This window comes from Streptomyces pactum (assembly GCF_016031615.1).
GTDB classification, from domain to species: domain Bacteria; phylum Actinomycetota; class Actinomycetes; order Streptomycetales; family Streptomycetaceae; genus Streptomyces; species Streptomyces pactus.
The window spans coordinates 2225937-2246980 of sequence record NZ_JACYXC010000001.1 but is presented as its reverse complement, the minus strand read 5'-3'; the positions used below and the strand labels follow the sequence as shown (position 1 = coordinate 2246980).

Below are 21044 nucleotides of genomic sequence, written 5' to 3'. Positions count from 1 at the left end.
GCGGGGTACGGGTACCGGCAGCAGTATGGCCGCAGCTCCGGCCATTCTCATCGGTATTGCCCGGATCTTCTTCCGATCGCGATCCCGGCCGGACGGCGTGACGGCCTTGTGTTCCATCACGCACGGCACGGCTGTTCGGTTCCGGGGCGCCCGGCCGGCCACCGGCGCCCGACGGCCGTCCGGGCGCCCGAAAGGCACGGACCGCGCGCGGGGCGCCCACGGGGTGCCCGCGCGCGGTCATCGGGGTACGCGGGGGGTGCCCGGCGTGTGCGCACGGTGCCCGCACGTACGGGTGGCCGCGGTGCGTGCCCGTGCCTGTACGGGGTGCCCGCCGTGTGCCGGCCGTGCACGTACGGGTGGCCGGCGTGGGTTCGCCGTGCACGGAGCGGGTGGCCGCGGTGCGTCCCCCGTGCATGACGCACCGGGCACCCGCCGTGCGTGACGGACCGGGTGCCCGCCGTGCGTTTCCGTGCACGTACCGGATGCCGCCGTACGTTCGCCGTGCACGTACCGGGTTCCCGCGGTGCGTTCGCCGGGTGCGCGCCGGGCGCTCAGGCCGTGCCGAAGTGCCGCCGCAGCCGGGCGTAACCGGCGGCCGGGGCGCCCAGCCGGTCCAGGCCCAGCAGGGCCGCGCCGAGCACCGGGGGAGCGGTGACGACCCGCGGTTCGGCCTTCGGGGCGCGCCGGGCCAGCAGCCGGTGCACCTCCTCGTCCAGCAGCGGGTGGCGGGCCGCGAGCACCCCGCCGCCGAGCACCACCGGTGTCCGTTCGTCCAGCAGACTCAGCCGGGTGAGCGCCGCGGTGGCCATCACCACCACCTCCTCGGCCTGCCGGGCGACCACGGCACGGGCCACCGGGTCACCCTCCGCGGCGACGGCGAAGAGCACCGGCACCAGTTCGTGCCGGCGCTCCACGGGAACGTGCCCCAGGTGCAGCGCCTCGATCAGCGCCGCCATGTCCGGCAGTCCGAAGTGCGCGGGCAGTGCCCGGGCGAGCGCGGTCTCCTCGCCGCGGCCGTCGGCGGCGCGCGCCGCCCACCACAGCGCCTCCTCGGCCAGGTGACCGCCACCGCCCCAGTCGCCGGAGACCCGGCCGATCGCGGCGAACCGGGCGGTGCGCCCGTCGGCGGCCAGGCCGGCGCAGTTGATGCCCGCCCCGCACACCACCGCCACCCCCGACCGGGGGCCGTCGTCGTCGACCCCGGCCCGCAGCAGGGCGAAGGTGTCGTTGGCGACGGTCACCGACTCCCCCCAGCCGCGGGCCCGCAGCACACCGGTCATCTCCCGCTCCTCGACCGGCAGATCGACGTTGGCGAGGCAGGCGGAGACGTGACGTACCCGGGGCGGGCCGCCGCCGGCCGCCGCGGTGGCCCGGGCCACCAGCGCGGCCAGCGCCTCGACCGCGCGCTCGGCCCCGGTCTCCGGAGGGCGGAAGCCGCCGCCCCGGGCCGTGCCCAGCACCGTCCCGTCCGCCGCCACCAGCGCGACATCGGTCTTGCTGTTCCCGGCGTCGACGGCGAGGACGGCGTCGATGGCGGCGCCCGTGCCGGCGGCGGAGCCCGCGCCCCGGGCGGCGGTGACGGTGCCCGGCCCCGGCACGGTGCCCGACCCCGGCGCGATGCTTGGCCCGGGTGCAGTGTCCGCCCCCGGAACCGCGGTGGTCCCGGTGGCGGGGGCGGCAGAAGTGGCCGGGGAGGCGGGAGGGGCAGGGGAGGCCGCGGGGGCTTCCGCGGCCACGACAGCCCCGGCGGCAACGACAGCCCCGGCGGCCGGGCCCGCGCCGGACGCCGGTACGGCCCCGGTGGGCAGGGTGGCGTCGTCGAGCAGGGCGGCGTCGTCGGGCAGGGCGGCGCCGGAGTCGGTGACCGGTGGCGTACCGGCCGGCCCGGCGGTGAGCGGTGCGGCGCCGGGAGCGCCCGGGCCTTCGGCGGGGGAGTTACGGTTCACGCCCACGGCAGGTGCTCCCGGTTGTGCGCCAGCAGCGAGTCGGTGAGCCGGTCGGCGTACTCGGTCTGCCCGATGAGCGGATGCGCCAGCAAGGCCCGGAAGACCCGGTTCCGGCCGCCGTGCAACGCCGCCTCCAGGGCCAGGTGTTCGTACCCGGTGACCTGGGCGACCAGCCCGGCGTACAGCGGGTCCAGGGGCGCCTGCGGCAGCGGGGTGGCGCCGTGCGCGCCGACCACCGCGGGGACCTCGATCACCGCGTCGTCCGGCAGGAACGGCAGGGTGCCGTGGTTGAACGTGTTCACCACCAGCACCTCGCCGGCGGACCGTCCGGTCACAGCCCCACCACCGGTCACAGCCCCACCACCGGCCGCAGTGCCACTACCGGCCGCGGCGCCACCAGCAGTCACAGCCGCACCGTCGGCCCCGTCAGCACCGGCCCCCGGGCCTGCCCCGTGCCCCGGCGCCGGATTCCCGCCGGCCGTGCCGTCCCCCTCACCGCCGGGTGCTCCGGGCCGCAGCAGCGCCGAGGTGAGGTCCACGGCCGCCTCCGAGTAGTACGCCCCGCCCCGCTTGGCCAGCAGCTCCGGCTTGGTGTCCAGCTCCGGGTCGGCGTACAGCTCCAGCAACCGGCTCTCGATGGCCGCCACTTCGGCGGCCCGGGAGGTGGCGCCGCGCTGCTCCGCCACCACTGCGTCGTGCTGGTAGAAGTAGCGCAGGTAGTAGGAGGGGACCACACCCAGCCGGTCCAGCAGCGAACGGGGCATCCGCAGGTCCGCGGCGATCGCGTCACCGTGCTCGGCCAGCAGCCGGGGGAGGACGTCCTCGCCGTCCGGACCGCCCAGCCGTACCCCGCGCTCCCAGGTGAGGTGGTTGAGCCCCACGTGGTCCAGCGCCACCTCGGCGGGGGAGACGCCGAGCAGCGCGGCGAACTTGCGCTGGAACCCGATCGCCACGTTGCACAGGCCGACGGCCCGGTGTCCGGCCGTCAGCAGCGCACGGGTGACGATGCCCACCGGGTTGGTGAAGTCCACGATCCAGGCCTCCGGCGCGCGGCGCCGGACCCGCTCGGCGATGTCCAGCACCACCGGGACGGTGCGCAGCGCCTTCGCCAGGCCGCCCGCGCCGGTGGTCTCCTGGCCCACGCAGCCGCACTCCAGCGGCCAGCTCTCGTCCTGGGCGCGGGCGGCCTGGCCGCCGACCCGCAGCTGGAGCAGGACCGCGTCGGCGCCGTCCACCCCGCGGTCGAGATCGCCCGTCCAGGTGATCCGGCCCGGGTGCCCGGCCCGGGCGAAGATCCGCCGGGCGAGCGGGCCGATCAGCTCCAGCCGGTCCTCGGCCGGGTCGATCAGGGTGAGTTCGGTCAGCGGGAGGACATCGCGCAACCGCGCGAACCCGTCGATGAGTTCAGGTGTGTAGGTGGACCCGCCACCCACGACCGCGAGCTTCAACCGTTGCTCCTCTCTCTGCGCCGCTCGGGCGGCGTCCGGGGGCGCCGCTGGGGCGCCGTACGGGCTGCACCGCCGGGGCGGTGGTCGGGCACCGGGCCGCGCGGGCCCGGCCGGCAGGTGGTCCGGCAGGTGTGGTGCGGTGCGGTCCGCCCGTCGCGGCGCGGGGACGGACCGGTGGTACGGGCGGCGCGGTGCGCGGTGGTGCGGGCCGCCGCCTGCCGCCGGGCCCGCCCCGGCCCGCCCACCGCGACCCGGGAGCCGGGCCGTCCCGGCGCGTCGGCACGGGCGCGCCGGGTCCGGCGTGGTGCGGGTCCGGGCCCCGGGATCAGCACGTCGGCCCGGTGGGGGAGGAGCCGTACGGGGCGCACGGAGGAGGGCCCGCGCGGGGTCGGCCCCGGAGCCGGTACGGGGCCGGAACGCGGCGGCCCGTAGGGCCCGGCCGGTGCGGTGTGCGGTTCAGGCCGTGTCGAAGACCGCGTCGCGGGCCGCCGCCAGGGCGGTGCACAGCGCCCCGGCCAGGACCGGTGGTCCGTCCACCGCGCTCAGCCGGAGCCGGGGCGCGGGCAGCGCCAACCCGGTCAGCCCGGCCGCGACCCGTTCCCGCAGCCGCTCGCCGCCGGCCCGCGCGGTGCGCCCGGAGAGCACCACCAGCTCGGGGTCCACCACGGAAACCACCGCGGCCAGCCCGGTGGCCAGCCGGCCGGCCAGTTCGTCGAGCACCCGGTCCCCGGCACCGGGCGTGCGCAGTGCGCCGGCCACCGCCTCGGCGGCGGTGGGCGCCTCGATGCCGTGCGCACGGGCCAGTTCCCGCACGGCCGCCCCCGCCCACCAGCCGCTGGAAGCCGCCGCCCCCTGTCGGGTCCGGCGGCGGCCCCTGGGCCCGCCCCGGGCCAGCGGCGCGCCCGGCAGCGGCATGTAGCCGATCTCGCCCGCGCCGCCGGTGAACCCGCGCAGCGGCCGGCCGCCGAGCACGACGGCGGCGCCGACCCCGTCGTCCACCCAGACCAGGACGAAGTCCTCCACGTCCCGGGCCGCGCCGCCCTGCCGCTCGGCGACCGCGGCGAGGTTGACGTCGTTCTCCACGACCACCGGGGTGCCCAGCGCCCCGGCGAGGTCGGCGCGGAGCGTGGCGGACTGCCAGCCGGACAGGTGCGGCGCGTACCGCAGCTCGCCGGTGCGGGGGTCGAGGGCGCCAGGCATGCCGATCACCGCCCGGTGGATGTCGCCCGGGCCCAGGCCCGCCTCCGCCACGGCCTCCCGCACGGACGCGGCGGCCCGGCAGACCGTCGGCGGCCCGTCGGCCGGGGCGGGTACCCGGCGCTCGCCGAGTACCCGCCCGGTGATGTCGGCGACCGCCGCGGTGATCCCCTCCTGATCCACCGCGAGGGCGACGACATGGGCTGCCGCCGGGACGATCCCGTACAGCCGGGCGGCGGGCCCCGGTCCGCCGGGGGCGGTGCCGGTGGCCCGGACCAGCCCGGCCGCCTCCAGCCGTGCCAGCAGCTGCGACGCGGTGGGCTTGGACAGACCGGTCAGCTCACCGAGCCGGGTCCGGGTCAGCGGGCCGTGGGTGACCAGCAGCTCCAGCGCGGTCCGGTCGTTCATGGCACGCAGCACGCGGGGTGTACCGGGGGTGACCGCGGTACCGGCCATCGGCCATCGCCTCCGCCCAGGGCAGGACTGTAAGGAAACTTTCCTGTCGATCGGGACGCTACGGCTCCCGGCGCCACGCGGTCAAGGGGGGGAGCGGGCCGGACACCGGCCGCCGGACCGCGGTGCGGGGGGCGGCGTCCGGCGCGGAGGGAGGCCGGGGAGCGGCGTTCCGATGCGTGGGTGGGCGGGGGCCGGAGGGGGCGGAGGGGGCGGGGGCGGGGGGAGGCAGGTGCGAGCGGTGCGGGGGTTTGCTGAGCGGCTCCGGCAGCGGCGGCCGGGCGGGCGTCCCGGTGCGTGCGGCGGCCGGAACGGCACGGCGACGGGACCGTGCGGGGCACGGACGGCACGGGCGGGCGCGTCGGGGCTCCGAGGCGGCGGACGGGGTCACTCCGGGACGCGGCGGCCTCACCGAAAGGTGCGGGCGTTCACCGGTTCCGGTGCGCGGGCGCCCCCGGGACCGGAGGCGGGGCCGACCGGGTGGCGTATCGGGCCGTGGGACCGGGCGGGATGGGGGGCGGGTGGGGGGCGTCGCAGGTGGGGCCGGGCCGACTCCGCCCGCCGGCGCCCGCCCCTGTTCCCGCCCGGCGGGCGGGCGATCCGCTCCCGGGCCCCGGCACGGCGGGGCGCGGTCGGCCGGTGTGCCAGGCCGACGGGAATGGTCACCTGGCCGGTGAGCCGGTGAGCCGGTGAGCCAGCGGACCAGTGCCGGTGGGCCGGTGGGCCGGCGGGGGGCCGCCGGGCAGGTCGCGGCGGCCCCGGGGACTCCTGGGGCCGCGGGCGGTCACTTCTGGGTGGGCGGGGTGGGCGGCTGCGGCGTCAGCGGGGTGGCCGCCATCGCCTGCGGCGAGGCGGGGTTGGCCAGTGCGGACGGGGGCGGCGACGGTCGCCGTGGGGTCCGGGGCGGGCGTGGTCTCCAGGTCCGGCTCCGCGGGCTGGCCGACGATGCGGATGCCCGCCCGGTCCAGCTCCCGCTTGATCCGCCAGCGCAGCTCCCGCTCGACCCCGAGCGCCTTGCCCGGCATGGTCTTGGCCGAGACCCGGATGATCACCGAGTCCAGGTACACCGCGTCCAGGCCCAGCACCTCGACCGGCTCCCACAGCCGCTCGTTCCACGGCTCCTCCTTGGCCATGGACTCGCCGGCCGCCGCGATCACCGAGCGCACCCGGTCCAGGTCCTCGTCCGAGCGGACCTGGACGTCCACCCCGGCGGTGGCCCAGCCCTGGCTGAGGTTGCCGATCCGCTTCACCTCGCCGTTGCGCACGTACCAGATCTCGCCGTCCGCGCCCCGCAGCTTGGTCACCCTGAGTCCCACCTCGATGACCTCACCGGTGGCGACGCCCGCGTCGATGGTGTCGCCGACGCCGTACTGGTCCTCAAGGATCATGAAGACGCCGGAGAGGAAGTCGGTGACCAGGTTCCGCGCGCCGAAACCGATGGCGACGCCCGCCACACCGGCGCTGGCCAGCAGGGGCGCGAGGTTGATCTGGAGCGCGGAGAGGATCATCAGCCCCGCGGTGCCCATGATCAGGAACGAGGCCACGCTGCGCAGCACCGAGCCGATCGCCTCCGACCGCTGCCGCCGCCGCTCGGCGTTGACCAGCAGGCCGCCCAGCGCCGTGCCGTCCACCGCCTGGGCGGTGCGGTTCATGCGCTCTATCAGCTTGGTCAGCGAGCGCCGCACCAGGGACCGCAGGACGAAGGCCATGACCAGGATCAGCAGGATGCGCAGGCCGATGCCGAGCCACGTGGACCAGTTCTCCTCGACCCAGCCCGCGGCGCTGGATGCGGTGTCGTGCGCCGCGTCGAAACCGCTGGGCCCGGACGGGCCGGGGCGGGGCGTCGAGTCAGCGGCCACGGCACCGGACCAGAACACAGCAAGAACCCTTCGTGAGCGAGAGCCCGCGCGGACACACACGGGCGGCCTCACCACACTAACGGGGCACGACCGCTGCTCCGTTGTCCCGATCAGGAGAGAAGCGCCTCACGGCGGGGGATGAACACGGTGTGGTCGAAAACACTTCCATGCCGTTACCCGCTGGTGGTGGCGCGTGGACCGGGGATCTGTAGAGACTAAGGGGAGATCGTCCCGGCGCGAGCCACGCGCCGCCGGCGTCTATGAGGAGGCACCGTGCCGCACGTCCTGGTCCTCAACGCGTCGTACGAGCCGCTCGGCGTCGTACCGCTCCGCCGCGCGCTCGTCCTCGTCCTCAACGACAAGGCCGTCAGCCTTGAGGACTCTGGCGCCCTGATGCACAGCGCGACCCGTGTCATACCCGCCCCCAGCGTCGTGAGACTCAAACGCTTCGTGCGGGTCCCGTTCCGCGGTCCGGTGCCGCTCACCCGCCGGGCCCTGTTCGCCCGGGACGGCGGCCGCTGCGCCTACTGCGGCGGCGTCGCCACCAGCGTGGATCACGTCATCCCGCGCAGCCGGGGCGGCCAGCACACCTGGGAGAACGTGGTGGCAGCCTGCCGCCGCTGCAACCACGTGAAGGCCGACCGGCACGTCGCGGAGATCGGCTGGCGGCTGCGCCACCAACCCGAGCCCCCCTCCGGGCTGGCCTGGCGCATCATCGGCACCGGCCACCGGGACCCGCGCTGGTTGCCCTACCTGCGGCCGTACGGCGCGGACGATGCGATGGCCCGGATCGACGGCAGAACCTCTGCCTGAGATTCCGGGCCATTGTCGTCCCCGGGGCCGCCGGGGTCTCTCCGGGGCGCCCCGGGGTCTGTCGGGGGCATCCGGGGGCCCGCCGGGACGCGCGGGGCGTCCGGGGCCCGCCGGGGCCGGCGCCCGTCCTTGCGTGGTCGCCGGCGGCCCGGCACGCCCCTGCTCAGGGCGCGTGCGGGTCCGGGCCGGTCCCGGTCCCCGGCACGAGCCGGTCCGTTCCGGGCCCGGACGGGCAGCCCCTCGGCCCGGGCCCCGTCACGCCCCGCCGGGGCCCTCGTCGAGCACCTGGTACGCCTGGACCGACCACAGCGAGTAACGGCCCGGTACCCCCTCGGGCAGCGGCGCCCGCTCGACGCCCTGGATGCGGACGAACCGGGTGCCGGAGGCGTCCATGCGCACCGTCTCCCGTCCGCCCCGGCCGTCGTCCACCGTGGCCGCGGTGCGCCAGGTGCGGCCGTCCGCCGACACCTGGACCCGGTACCGGCTGGCGTGCGCGTCCTCCCAGTGCAGGTCCAGCCGGCCCAGCCGGACCGGGCGGGCCAGCTCCAGCTGGAGCCACGCCCCGTCCTCGGCCGGCGAGGACCAGCGGGTGGCCGGGTCGCCGTCGATGGCGGCGGCGGCCGGGAACGCGTCGGTCTCGTCGCCGGACGAGGTGGCCCGGGTGCCGCGTCCGGCCGACGCCAGGTCCGGGCCCCCGGCGGGCGGGAAGGACCGCACCGTCAGCACCGCCTCCTCGGACCCGAAGCGCACCGGCAGCCGGTAGGTGCCCGCGGCGGCGCCGGCCGGCACCGACACCTGGATCCGGGCCGTGGCCACCCCGCCGCGCACCGCGGTGACCTCCTTCGGCGCGGTGACGGTGACCCCGCCGGGCGCCCGTACCACCAGGTCGCCCCGGACGTCGCCAGGCCGGCGGGCGGTGAGCCGGACCTCGACCTCCGCCGGGCGGCCGCCGATCTCCGCGTCCGCCACGTTCCGCGACAGCCGCAGTTCCGCAGCGGGGGTGTCGGCGAACCACGGGGTCAGCTCGTGCACCGCCGGCGGCGTGCCGCCCGCCCCGTCCCGGTCCTCGTCCGCCCAGGTCAGCCGTACCGCGTCGGCCCGCAGCCCCTTGCCGGGCGCCTGCGTCCAGCCGCTGCCGGAGACCTCGGCCAGCTTCCGCCAGCCGGCGCCGGGCACGTGCGCCTCGACGGTGCCCCGCCGCTCCGGGCCGGTGCCGGTGAGCGCGGTGACGGCGGTCAGCGGGCGGACCCGGCCGAACCGCACGGTCACCGGCCGGCCGGCGGTCACCGTGGTGCGCGCGTCGCCGTCCGCCGCGGCCCGCTGCCCCGCGTCGGTGCGCGGCGGCTTCTCGGCCGTCTCGTCGAGCCCGGCCCAGGCGTCCGCCCGCTCCAGCGCGGTGGCGAGGAACGGGGTGAGCACCCCCTTGCCGACGGTGGCCGGGCTGGCGGCGATCTGCTGCCGCAGCCGCTGCAGCGCCTGCCGGTGCCGCCAGGCCGCGGCGCCGTCGCCCCGCGCCTGCGCGGTGAGCATGTCCACCGCGTACCGGCCGGCCTCGCCGTACCGGCCCAGCTGCTCCAGCCAGGGCCCGGCCTCGTCCCCGAGGGCGGGCTCCAGCCGTCCGGGCACCTCGCGCAGCGTCCGGAACGCGGCGCGCAGCCGCTCCGCGGCCCGGGCCAGTGCCGCCTCGTCGGTGCCCTCGTGCGCGGTGAGGAACGCCTCGATCCGCCGGCGCAGGTACTCCGACTCCCCGCCGCTCTCCCCGTCGCCCTCCTCGGTCCCGCCCCATCCGCCGAGCATCGAGGAGGCGTTGTTGGCGGCGAGCACCCGCAGCGCGTCCCGGGTGGCCCGGTCCGGCCCGGCCAGGTCGTCGACGGCCGCCTGCCAGGACTCCCCGGGCCGGTAGCCGCGCGGGTTCCAGGCGAAGTCGGCCGCGGTGAACAGCGGGATGCGGGAGAGCGCCGGCTGCTGCATGGCGTTGGTCAGCAGTGCCTGCGACCCGATGGCCACGGCCGGCTCCCGGCCGGTGTAGGGGCCGAGGAAGATCCGGTCCTGGGCGAAGTCGTTGACCGGGTAGTTGTCCATGGTCACCAGGGGGTGCCCGAACGCCTCCTTGGCCTCGGCCAACTCGTCGCCGGTGATGGTGCGGGGCACCACCCCGACGCCGGTCCAGGCCACCTCCACCCGGTCGTCCAGCCGCTCCGCCAGCGCGGCGCGGTACTCGGTCCGGCCGTCCTGGTAGTACTCGGTGGGCAGCAGGGACAGCGGGGGCGCGTCCGGGTGACGGCGCGCCAGGTGGTCGGCGACCGCGTTCGCCACCTGCGCCTGGGCCGCCGCGGCCCGCTCCGGTCCGGCGCCGAAGGTGATCCGGTCGCCCACGCACCGCCACTCGTCGTAGCTGACGTCCTGGAACTGGAGCTGGAAGCCACGCACACCCAGCGCCCACATGGCGTCGATCTTGCGCAGCAGCGCCTTGACGTCGCCGCTCGCGGAGAAGCAGAAGTTCTGCCCCGGCGACACCGCCCAGGCCAGGGTCACGTGGTTGCGGCGGGCACGGTCCGCCAGCTCCCGGAAGTCGGCGCGCGCCTCGGCCGGGTACGGGTCGCGCCAGCGCGCCAGCCGGTACGGGTCGTCGCCCGCCGCGTACAGGTAACGGTTCTGCTTGGTGCGGCCCAGGAAGTCGAGCTGGGCCAGCCGCTGCTCCTGCGTCCACGGTTCGCCGTAGAAGCCCTCCGTGGTGCCGCGGACGGCCGCCGCCGGCCAGTCCCGCACGGTCACCGACGGGACGGCGTAGCCGCCCTGTCCTCCCGATCCGGCCCGCCCGCCCTGTCCGGCCTGCCCGGGGGCGCGCCCGCCGGGCCCGACCAGCAGCTGACGGAGCGTCTGCACCGCGTGGAACAGCCCGTCCCGGCCGACCCCGGCCATCGCCACCGTGGGCACCCCGTCCACCGTGCCGGAGGCCAGCCGGTAGCCGCCGGAGGGCAGGTCACCGCGCTCCGGGGCGCGCAGCGCGCGCAGTGCCGCCTCCGCCTCGCGCCCCTGGACCAGCACCCGGAGGCCGGCGGAACCGTCGCGCCCGGCGGCGTCCCGCCCGCCGTCGGTCACCTCGGTGACCGTGCGTGCCCCGGCGCCGCTCAGCAACTCCCGCAGCGCGTCCAGGGCGTACGGGTCGGTGTCCGCGTCGGCCACCAGGGTGACCTGCCCGGCGACCGGGACCGAGGTCCCGTGGGCCCGCAGGGTCTGCGGCCGTGGCCAGACCGGGGGCACCCCGGAGGCGTCCGTCCGCTCGGCGGTGGTGGCCCAGGGGGACTCGGCGCCGGTGCCGGCGGGCTGCTCGGCGGCGGCGTTGGGCGCGCCGCCGATCAGTCCGCCGAGGACGGCGGCGGCGAGTGCGGTGGCACCGGCGGCCCTCGACCCGCCGGCCCACATCCCGCGGAACTGCACGGTGCCCTCTCCTCGTTCCTCGTCGGTGGCCCCGCCCGGGCGCCCGGTGGTGGTCACCCGCCCGGATGCCCGGTGCCGACGACCGTACGCCCCCGCGCGGGGCCCGGTGCCGGCGCCCGTACAACGCGTACGCGGGGCCCGGTGCCGGCACCCGTACGCCCGTGCGCGGGGGCGCGTGCGCGCCAGGCGCCGGCAGCCGTACACCCGTGCGCCCCCGCGGGCGCCCGGTCCCGGCAGCCGTACGCTCCGCCCGCGCCGCCCGTCCCGCGGGGGGCGGCACGGCGGCGGTGACGGCCCGCCGGTGTGCGTGACCGGCGCCCCGCCGCCTGCCGCTGCCCCGCCGCCTTCCGCTGCTGCCGGTGCCCCGCCGCCTCCGGAGCGCCGGGTGGCCGACGGCCGGCCCCGGACCCGGGGCCGGTGGCCCCGGAGCAGCGACGGGCCGGCCCCCGGGCCGGTGGGTACCGACCCCGGGCCGGATGGGTGCCGGGTCCGGGTCCGGCGGGGTTCCGGGTCCGCGCCGGGGGCGCGGACGGCGTGCGGAGGGCGTGCGACGGTGTGCGGTGGGCGGCCGGCGGCGTACGGCTGACGCGCCGATCGGCGTCGAGCCCACCACTCGGCCGGGGAGGGTGTCAACGGGCGTGACCGAAGTGCCGGTAATGCTCTTCGGCTCTCCGGCAGGCGCTTCGGCGGCACCCCTCCGGTCCCGCAAGTCTGCCGCCCGAATGTCCGTTTCGCCCGTAAGCTCTGTGGTTCGGGGTGGGTGTGGCACGCAGAACGTCCGCCCCGAAGGTGTGGCCTGGATCACGTTTCGGGTCGGGTCACGTCTGTGTCCGTCCGCAGTGGGTAGGGCTCGCCTGTCCCACTCCCGAGACCCCCTACGGAGGCCCCCGTGGCCGCTTCCGCCCAGCTTCTGCTCACCGCCCTCTCCAAACCCACGGTTCCCGGGCCGACTGCCGACGGGCACGGCTCCCAGGACGGGGCCGACGGCCGGGAACCCGATCTGCTCGCCGGAGTGCCCTACCCCGACGCCGGCCTGGACGGGGCCGGTTCGGCCACCGGCATGGAAACCCCGCTGACCAGCGAGCCGCCGCTCGCCACCGAACTTCCGCTGACCAGCGAACCCCCGCTCGCCGCGGGGCTGCCGCTGACCAGCGAGCCGACCGCCGCCGTGAGGGACCCCGGGGCGGGCCACTGACCGCTGGGGCGTCAACCCGCCGACCGCCGACGAGCGGCACGCCCAGGGGCCCGTCGCCCGTCGCGCGGGTCCGCACCCCGGAACGGTGCGCACGGGCCGCCGGACGCCGGACACCTGGACCGGGCGTCGGGCCTGCGGCCGGGACGTCGGGCGTACGGGCCGTGTGCCCGGTCCGCCGCGCCGGGTGAGAGCGGGCCGCCCCCGGGCTTGACGGGCCGGCGGAGCAAGGTGCCGCGCCCGGTCCGCCGCGCCGGGGCGTGTGGCCCGCTGTCGGCCCGGCGGACCGGACCGATGCGCCGCTGTCCGGTCCGGCGGAGCGGCTCGCATGCGCCGCTGCCCACCGGAGGGGCCGGGTCGCGCAGGCCGCTGTCCGTCCGACGGGCCGGCGTGTCCCGGTCTTGCCTGCGCCTGCCGAGGCGGTGGCCCGGCCCCGGCGTGCCCGGTGATGCGGCCGGTGAACCGGTGATCGGTGAGTCGCGGGTGTCACCGATCCGGTGGGCCGGGTGCCCCGCCCGGCGTGTCGCCCGCTCCGGCATACCGGGTGGTGGGACCCCGGCGTGCCGGTGTCCGGCGCGAGCAGAGACCGGCGCGCCCCGTGCCGATCGGGCGGTGCGACACGGCGTCAGCCGGCTTGATCGGCCGCGCGCCTCGCTCGGGCCGGTGTGCCGCGTTCGGCCGATCCGGTGTCCGGTCCGGCGCTGAGCCGTGTCACCGGCCGTGTCGCTCCGGCGTCCTGCGTATCCCGGACCGGCGTGTCGCAAGCCCTCCGGCACCTGCCCGACGCGCCGGGACACGCGACGCCTGATGTGCGACCGGGCCCGGCGGGGCCGAAGTCTGCCGCATGCGGGCGAGCAGTGACGATCTGACAGGGGCCGGGCGTTCCTGACCGGCCAGGCCGGCGCTGCCGTGGTGTGCGGCTGCCGCCGTCCGCGGGCCCGGCGGGCGGCTGTCCAGGGACGGTTGCCGGACGGGCTTCGGAAGCCGGCCTGCCGGATACGCCGAATACGCCGAATGCCCCCGAGTGCGGGGCGCTCCGGGGCGGCTGACGGCCCATCGCCCGGGCATGCCTGATCCTGTTGTTCGGCCCTCGGTACCGGCGGGCCTCCCGGTAAGGCGGTCACCATCCTCGGCGGCGGCGGCGGTGGCGGCGGCGGCGGTGGGCCTCCCGGTATGGCGGTCACGTCCGCACCGGCGGCGGTGGCGGTGGCGGCTGCCGGGGCTCGGTGTTGGCGGTGCGGCCGGGTGCATGTGCCGCCGGGCCGCCCGGCCGTCGGGCTGCCCGGCCGGTCCCGGGCCGCGGTCGTCGTCGCGGTTCACCCGTCTGCCCAACGGGACGGCAGGGGACGCCTCGGCCCGCCCCGGGCCGGTGCACGGCCGGCCGGCGCACCGCCGAGCAGCCCGTGGCCGACCGCCGTACGGACCGACGACCCACCCACCGGGAGGGCCGCACCCGGCGGGGAGCCCGCAGCCCCGCCACAGGGAAAGAGTGACGATCCGCCGACGGGCAGACCCTCGGCTCACCGTCGGGGAGATCACAGCCGGCCACCCGGGAGCCGCGAGGAGGTCACCGGCCGCCGCGGGACGTACCGAGGGAGTGGTGAGGAGTCCGATGGGAAGCAGAGCGCGGCTCGCCGAGCTGTACGGTGTCGCCACGCACCACGAACCGGTACCGGGCCGGACCGTCCCGGCACCCGAGGACACCGTGGTGGCGGTACTCGCCGCGATGGGTGTGGACGCGTCCACACCGCGGGCGGTCCGGGCCGCCCTGAACCGCCACGCGCACCGGGAACTCCACCGGCTGCTGCCGCCCTGCGTCGTGGTACGCCCCGGGCGCCCGCCCGCCCTGCGGCTGCCGCCGGGCACCGTACTGCGGGTGGAGACCGAGGACGGCGGCAGCCACGACTGGGCCCCGGAGACACATCGCCGTGCGCCGCGACGGGCCCCCACCACCCCGACGCACGGGGGTGCTGCCCGGTACCCGGCCCCCGGACCGCCGGCCGGTACCGGCGGCACCCGCGTCCGGGCCCCGGAAGGCTCCACCGGTCTGCCGTTCGGGCAGCATGTGCTGCGCGCCCACGCCCCGGACGGCCGCTCGGCCGCCGCCCCGCTGATCGTCGCCCCGGACCGGCTCCCGGCACCCGCGGTCCGTACCCACGGACTGCTGGTCCAGCTGTACTCCCTGCTGTCGTCCCGCTCCTGGGGCATGGGCGACCTCGGCGACCTGGCGGATCTCGCGGACTGGTCCGGCCGGACCCTCGGGACAGGGTTCGTGCAGGTCAACCCGTTGCACGCGGCCATGCCCGGCACACCCGGTGCCCCCTCCGACCCCTCGCCCTACCGTCCCTCCTCCCGGCGCTTCCCCGACCCGCTCCACCTGCGGGTCGCGGACGTGCCCGAGTTCGCCCGGCTGACCGGGGAGGCCCGGGGCCGTGCCGACGCCCTGCTGGCCGAGGCCGCCGCCCTGCGAGACGGCGTGCTGCGGCACGGCCGGCTGATCGACCGGGACCGGGTCCGGGCACTGAAGTACCAGGCACTGGAACTGCTGCGCACGGTGCCCGCGAGCCCGGCCCGGCAGGCCGCCCACCGAGCCTTCCTCGCCGAGCGGGGTCAGGCGCTGGAGGACCACGCCACCTGGTGCGCGCTGGCCGAGGTGTACGGGCCGGACTGGCGCCGGTGGCCCGCCGGACTCCGCGACCCGCGCTCCGCACACACCGCCCGCGCCCGGCGCGAACACCTGGACCGGGTGGACTTCCACCGCTGGCTGGCCTGGCTGGTGGACGACCAGCTCGCCGCCGCGCAGCGCGCCGCCCGGGCGGCGGGGATGGCCATCGGCCTCGTCCACGACCTGGCCGTCGGCGTCCACCCGGCGGGCGCCGACACCTGGGCGCGGCAGGACGCGTTCGCCGCCGGGATGTCGGTCGGCGCGCCCCCGGACGCGTTCAACGCGCGCGGCCAGGACTGGGGCCTGCCGCCGTGGCGCCCGGACACCCTCGCCGCGACCGGCCACGCACCCTTCCGGGAGCTGCTGCGCGGGGTGCTGCGGCACGCGGGCGCGCTCCGGATCGACCATGTGATGGGGCTCTTCCGCCTGTGGTGGGTGCCCGAGGGGCGGGACCCGGCGGAGGGCACGTACGTCCGGTACGACGCCGAGGCCATGCTCGGCGTCCTCGCACTGGAGGCACACCGCGCGGGGGCGGTGGTGATCGGCGAGGACCTGGGCACGGTGGGCCCGGGCGTGCGGGACATGCTCGCCGAGCGCGGCGTACTGGGCACGTCGGTGCTGTGGTTCGAACGGACCGGCGACGCTCGGGACGACGATGGCCGGGACGGCACCGGCCGGGACGGCGCTGGTGGGAACAGGATCGGTCGGGACGGGGGCGGGGGCGGCACGGACGAGGACGGGCACGGTCAGGGGCGACGACGGCCCGAGCGGTGACGGCCGGAGCGGTGACCGGGGCCGGGGATCCGGCAGCCGGGGCGGGGGTGCCCGGGACGAGGACGGACCGCGCGGCTACGGCGGCCCCCGGGGACGCCGGTCCGGCCGGCGGTGAACCGAGCGGCGGCGGCCATACCGCAGGTGAACGGGGTGACAACGGGTCCCGAGCACGGCCGGTGGGGTGACAACGGGTCCGAGCACGGGCGGTGGGGTGACGACGGCCCGGACCACGGGCGGGGCGGCGGAGAGGTGGTTCCCGGTACCGGATCGGTGCAGGCGGCCGGGCGGGTCACCGCTCCGGCCGAGCCCGCCCCCGGCGCACCGGTGTGCGCCTCCGCCCTGCCGGTGGCGGCCGGGCCCGTGGCGGCCGTGGCGGACCGCGCTGCCGACTCCGGCCCCTGTCCCGGCCCCGACGCCGCTCCCGGGGGCCCGCCCGCCGGGGCCGGTCGGTCACCCGGAACGCCGGCGAGGGAGCCCTTGGTGGTCGGGGTCCCGGCGGCCGGTGGTTCCACGGCCGACGACCCGACGGCCGGGGATCCGGGGGCGCACGGGAGTCCGCCGTCCGGACATCCGGTGGGCGGCGACCGCCCGGAGTCCGGAAACCCGGCCACCGGGCCGGCAGCCGTGCCGGGCGGCGTCGCCGACGGCCCGGTGGCCGTCTCGGTGAGGACCGACGGCCCGGCGGCTGCCACGACGACGACCGGCGGCCCGGCCGTCGAAGGGCGAGCCGCCGATCGCCCGGAGCCGCTGCCGCCCGGCGCCTGGCGGGAGGCGTGTCTGGCGACCGCCACCACGCACGACCTGCCGAGCACCGCGGCTCGTCTCACCGGGGACCACGTGGAGCTGCGGCACCGGCTGGGGCTGCTCACCCGCCCGCTCGCCCGGGAGCGGGCCGAGGACGCGGCCGAGGTCGCCGAGTGGCTGGCCCTGCTGGGACGGCTCGGGCTGCTGCCCGAAGGGCCGGACGAGGAGGAAGGCGTGATCAAGGCGGTGTACCGCTTCCTGCTGCGGACCCCCGCCCGGATGGTGGGGGTGTGGCTGCCGGACGCGGTGGGTGACCGGCGCCCGCAGAACCTCCCGGGGACCTGCGACCAATACCCCAACTGGCGGCTGCCGATCGCCGACGCGTCGGGCCGCCCGGTGTCCCTGGAAGAACTGACCGCCTCGCCCCGGCTGCACGCCCTGATGGCGGAGGTGGCCCGGTGCGCGGCCGCCCGGGACTGCGACGGCCCCCGGCCCGCTCCCGGAGCCGGCGGGCACGGGTGAGCCCGCCGGCCGGCCGGGACCCGCTCCGGCCCGCCCCCGCACCCGCTCCGGCCGCCACCTCGGGAAGCCCCGCGCGGGCGGGCGAACGGCACCCCGGACGCGCGGCGCTTTCGGGGGTTCGCTAGTTTGGGAGCGTGGTCAACAGAAACGCCCTGCGCGCCGGTGCCGTGTCCGCCGGTACGACGCTGATGCTGCTGATGTCGTCCTCCGCGTTCGCGCTCACCCGTGACGACGGCGACGACCCGGGTCCGGGCCTGAGTGTCATGGAGACGCTCGGCCTCTATGTCGCGCTGCCGATCGTCTCGTTCCTGGTCATCGCCGGCCTGGTGATGATGCTGGACAAGTCCCGCAAGCAGACGGGCTGACCAGACTTCCGCGCGAGGGCGCCCACCGGTGAGACCGCCGGTGGGTGCCTTCGGTGCGCCCCGGCGGTGACGCCGTCGGCCGGCCACCTCGCCGTGCCCCCACCCTTCTGCGTGCCGTGCGCGCCGCAGGTCCGACTTCGGGCCGTTCGCGCCGCAGTCCCGCCGCGCGTCGCCGTGCACGTGGTCCCGTCCGTCGTGTGTCGCTCCACGCACCGACCCGTCCCGCCTGCCGTGCGGCCGCCCTGCACGTCGACCCGTCCGTCGTGTGTAGCTCCACATCGACCGGTCCATCATGTGTCGCTCCGCACGCCGATCCGTCCCGCCGTGCCCTGCCTCGCCCGCTGAGCCGGACGCCGTTTCACGCCTGTGCCGCCCCCCGGCGCCTGCGCCCCGCCGCGCGCCGCCGTCGTCGTCAAGCTGCGCGCAGTGTTCCACCCGCCATGCGTTGCCGCAGGTCCGTCGGGCGTCCCAACCCCGCCGCGCGCCGCTTCCTCCCGGCATGCCGTCGCACGGAGACCCCCGTTCCCGTGCGTCCTTCCATCGCACGGGCCCCGGCTGCCTCCCTCCCCTGATGGCCGGACGGCGGGCCCGGCTGCCGGGCCCGCCGTAGGGCCGTCCGGCCGGTCCGCGGGTGCGGGCACGCCGGTCCGACGGGATGTCCGCGCCCCATGGTGCCGAGCTGCCCTACGCCCGGTGGGGGCGGAGGGCCCGGTCGTGCGCCCGCCGAGCCCGGTTCCGCCTGGCGGCCGGGCCCCGTCCCCGCCGCGCCCCCGCAGGGATTCAGAGCGGTCGTACGCCCGGGCGGTGCCATCGCCGGAGGCGGTACGCCCCGCCCGCGTGCCCAGCCACCGTCCGCCTCCGGGCGTACGGGAGCCGCCCGCTCGCCCGGGCCCCCGGCCCAGGGACCGCCGCGCCCGCCGACGGATCCCGGCCGTGCGCCCGCCCGGCCCCGGTTCCGCAGACCCATGAGAACCCGCGAGAACCCCGCGGCCTCCGCCGGAGGCCAGGGGCCGTTACCGACGCCCCCGCCTTCCGACGCCCCCGTCTCCCGCCGGGCCGTCTCCGGCCGCCCATGGCCGGACCGCCTCCGACCGTCTCCGCCCGGACTGCCTCCGCCCGTCTCCGGCCGACCCGCCTCGGCCGGCCTGCCTCCGCCCACCGAGCGGCGGGAGGCCGCCGGGTAGCTTGCGCGTATGGGCGACTGGGACATCAGAAAGCTGCGGGTGCTGCGTACCCTCCACGACCTGGGGACCGTCACCGCCACCGCCGAGGCGCTGCGGCTGACGCCGTCGGCCGTCTCCCAGGCGCTGTCCGGACTCGCCAAGCAACTCGGCGTGCCGCTGCTGGAGGCGCACGGCAGGCGGCTCCGGCTCACCGACGCCGCCCGGCTGGTGCTGCGCCACGCCGACGAGGTGCTCGCCCAGCTGGAACGGGCCGACGCCGAGCTGGCCGGCCATCTGCGCGGTGAGACCGGCCGGGTACGGGTCGGCGCGTTCGGCACCGCGGTCCCCGCCCTGGTGGTGCCCGCCGTGGTGGAGCTGCGCACCAGCCACCCGGGGCTGGAGATCGGCGTCCGGGAGGCCGAGGCCGCCGAGGCGTACGCGCTCCTCGCCGACGGCACGGTCGACCTGGCGCTGTCGCTGGCGGCGCACGCGCCGACCGCCCGCGACGCGCGGTTCACCCGGTTGCCGCTGCTCGCCGACCCCCTGGACGTGGCGCTGCCCACCGGTCACCCGCTCGCCACCGCCCCCGCGCTGCGACTGGCCGACCTCGCCGCCGAGCGGTGGATCTTCGGCAGCAGCGGGCCGTGGTCCCGGATCACCACCGCCGCCTGCGAGGCCGCAGGTTTCGCGCCGGAACAGGCCCACGCGGCGGCCGACTGGCACTCGATCCTCGCCATGGTGGCCGCCGGCATGGGCGTGGCACTGGTCTCCCGGATGGCCCTGACCGTGGTGGCGCCGGGGCCCGGACCGCGCGGCGTGGTGGTGCGGGAGCTGGCGGCCGACCGGCCGCACCGGCACGTGGTGGCGGCGGTACGGCGCGGATCGGAGGGCGCACCCGGATACGCCACCGTGCTCGACGCGCTCCGGCGTGCGGCCACGGCGCACTCCGGCACGGACCCCGCACCCGCGACCGTTCAGCCGAACTGAAAGGAAGCATCGAAAAGTTTCGATGGACCTGTGTGAACGCCCTCCCCGAGAGTCGTGACGGAGGCCGCGCCCGCGGCCCGCTCCGCCATCCGAGCCGAGCGTCCCGACACAACGGAGGAGATCATGCGCGATCACCGCCCCACTCCCGGCGGTCCGACCACCCCGGACCCCGCCTTCGACCGCCCCTGCCCCCGGTCGTCCCGCCTCCGGCACCCCCGGACTGCCTCACCGGCGACGCCCCCGGCCGTTCCGGCACCCCCGACCGTTCCGGCACCCCGGCCCGTCCCGGCCACCTCCGCCCCGGCCGCCCCCGCCGGCGAGGCGCCCGGTGATGCGGCGGCTGATCCGGCCGGCGGGAACGCCGCCCCCTACGGCGGCGGTGACCCCTACGCCGACTACCGGCACGGCGACTTCCCCTTCACCCATCTGGTGGACCTCGCCGACCGCCGGCTGGGCGGCGCCGTGCCCGCCGCCAACGACGAGTTCTTCGCGGAGCGGGAGAACCTGCTGCTGCCCGGGCGGCCGGTGTTCGACCCGCACGCCTTCGGCCACAAGGGCAAGGTCATGGACGGCTGGGAGACCCGGCGCCGCCGCGGCACCTCGGCCGGGTCGCCGCACCCGTCCGGCGACGACCACGACTGGGCGCTGATCCGGCTCGGCCTGCCGGGGGTGGTGCGCGGCCTGGTGGTGGACACCGCGCACTTCCGCGGCAACCACCCGTGGCTGATCGGCGTGCAGGCGGCCGCCCTGCCCGGCACCCCGGGTACGGCGGAACTCCTCTCCGGCCGGGTGCGGTGGGAGGAGATCGTGCCGCCGTCGCCGGTGCGCGGCCACGCCGCCAACGGTTTCCCGGTCACCGACGGGCGTCGCTGGACCCATCTGCGGCTGTGCCAGTACCCGGACGGCGGGATCGCCCGCCTGCGGGTCCACGGCGAGGCGGTGCCGGACCCCGGCTGGCTGGAGCTGCTGGGCACGGTGGACCTCGCCTCGGTGGTCCACGGCGGCGTGGTCGAGGACGCCTCCGACCGCTTCTTCTCCGCCCCGCTCAACATGATCCGGCCCGATCTCTCCCGGAAGATGGAGGACGGCTGGGAGACCCGGCGCCGCCGCGACCGGGGACACGACTGGGCGCGGCTGCGGCTCGCCGGCCAGGGCGAGGTGCGGGCGGTGGAGATCGACACCGCGTACTACAAGGGCAACGCGGCCGGCTGGGCGGCCCTGTCCGGCTGCGACGCGCTCACCGCCGACCCCGCCGACCCGGCCGCCTGGTTCCCGCTGCTGCCCCCGGTGCGGCTGGAACCGGACGCCGCGCACCGGCTGCCGCTGCCCGGACCGGCCACCGTGACCCATGTGCGACTGGACACCTTTCCCGACGGCGGCATCGCCCGGCTGCGGGTCCACGGCGCCCTCACCGCGCTCGGGCTGGAGCAACTCAGGTCTCGGCACGGGAAGTTGACCGGCTGACCGGACGGGCA

9 protein-coding genes and 4 pseudogenes are annotated in these 21044 nt (G+C 77.7%); 7 read left to right on the top strand and 6 right to left on the bottom strand.

The window, feature by feature from the left end; genetic code table 11:
• Positions 1-551: 551 nt before the first annotated feature.
• From IHE55_RS08785 to IHE55_RS08770, 5 genes and pseudogenes are all read right to left on the bottom strand, one after another.
• A complete protein-coding gene (locus IHE55_RS08785) occupies positions 552-1532 on the bottom strand; it encodes an N-acetylglucosamine kinase (protein ID WP_197991878.1) in 981 nt (326 codons plus the stop codon).
• 410 nt (positions 1533-1942) lie between these two features.
• Positions 1943-2257 (bottom strand): annotated as a pseudogene (locus IHE55_RS33390) (family 4 glycosyl hydrolase); the annotation flags it as partial.
• A 153-nt stretch (positions 2258-2410) separates the two neighbouring features.
• A pseudogene (locus tag IHE55_RS08780) lies at positions 2411-3394 on the bottom strand (family 4 glycosyl hydrolase); the annotation flags it as partial.
• Positions 3395-3850: 456 nt separating this feature from the next.
• A complete protein-coding gene (locus IHE55_RS08775) occupies positions 3851-4999 on the bottom strand; it encodes an ROK family transcriptional regulator (protein ID WP_232265495.1) in 1149 nt (382 codons plus the stop codon).
• 829 nt (positions 5000-5828) lie between these two features.
• Positions 5829-6921, bottom strand: a pseudogene (locus IHE55_RS08770) (mechanosensitive ion channel family protein).
• 255 nt (positions 6922-7176) lie between these two features.
• On the opposite strand from IHE55_RS08770, the gene IHE55_RS08765 reads away from it, so the two are divergent.
• Positions 7177-7716 (top strand): HNH endonuclease, encoded by a 540-nt coding sequence (locus IHE55_RS08765; RefSeq protein WP_197988508.1) that lies wholly within the window; start codon positions 7177-7179, stop codon positions 7714-7716.
• Between the two features lie 255 nt (positions 7717-7971).
• On the opposite strand, the gene IHE55_RS08760 is transcribed toward IHE55_RS08765, so the two are convergent.
• Positions 7972-11214, bottom strand: coding sequence for a glycoside hydrolase family 84 protein (locus IHE55_RS08760; protein ID WP_372442642.1), 3243 nt, complete (start codon positions 11212-11214; stop codon positions 7972-7974).
• Between the two features lie 832 nt (positions 11215-12046).
• On the opposite strand from IHE55_RS08760, the gene IHE55_RS08755 reads away from it, so the two are divergent.
• From IHE55_RS08755 to alc, 6 genes and pseudogenes are all read left to right on the top strand, one after another.
• Complete coding sequence (locus IHE55_RS08755) at positions 12047-12352, top strand: hypothetical protein (protein WP_197988507.1); 306 nt, start codon at positions 12047-12049, stop codon at positions 12350-12352.
• A gap of 1609 nt (positions 12353-13961) precedes the next feature.
• Positions 13962-15788, top strand: coding sequence for a 4-alpha-glucanotransferase (gene malQ / locus IHE55_RS08750; RefSeq protein ID WP_197988506.1), 1827 nt, complete (start codon positions 13962-13964; stop codon positions 15786-15788).
• Positions 15789-16532: 744 nt separating this feature from the next.
• A pseudogene (locus IHE55_RS08745) lies at positions 16533-17054 on the top strand (4-alpha-glucanotransferase); the annotation flags it as partial.
• Positions 17055-17188: 134 nt separating this feature from the next.
• Entirely contained in the window at positions 17189-17419 is a 231-nt protein-coding gene (locus tag IHE55_RS08740) for a hypothetical protein (RefSeq protein WP_443742602.1), read from the top strand.
• A 1193-nt stretch (positions 17420-18612) separates the two neighbouring features.
• Positions 18613-19569 (top strand): LysR family transcriptional regulator, encoded by a 957-nt coding sequence (locus tag IHE55_RS08735; protein ID WP_197988505.1) that lies wholly within the window; start codon positions 18613-18615, stop codon positions 19567-19569.
• 123 nt (positions 19570-19692) lie between these two features.
• The gene (gene alc, locus IHE55_RS08730; RefSeq protein ID WP_197988504.1) at positions 19693-21033 is read left to right on the top strand and encodes an allantoicase; all 1341 of its coding nucleotides are present in this window, start codon (positions 19693-19695) and stop codon (positions 21031-21033) included.
• Positions 21034-21044 lie beyond the last annotated feature (11 nt).

What these genes read in the sequence shown, in the direction of transcription:
- malQ (WP_197988506.1), top strand. Translation starts at nt 13,962, where the DNA reads ATGGGAAGCAGAGCGCGGCTCGCCGAGCTGTACGGTGTCGCCACGCAC.
- alc (WP_197988504.1), top strand. Translation starts at nt 19,693, where the DNA reads ATGCGCGATCACCGCCCCACTCCCGGCGGTCCGACCACCCCGGACCCC.
- IHE55_RS08735 (WP_197988505.1), top strand. Translation starts at nt 18,613, where the DNA reads ATGGGCGACTGGGACATCAGAAAGCTGCGGGTGCTGCGTACCCTCCAC.
- IHE55_RS08775 (WP_232265495.1), bottom strand. Translation starts at nt 4,999, where the DNA reads ATGAACGACCGGACCGCGCTGGAGCTGCTGGTCACCCACGGCCCGCTG.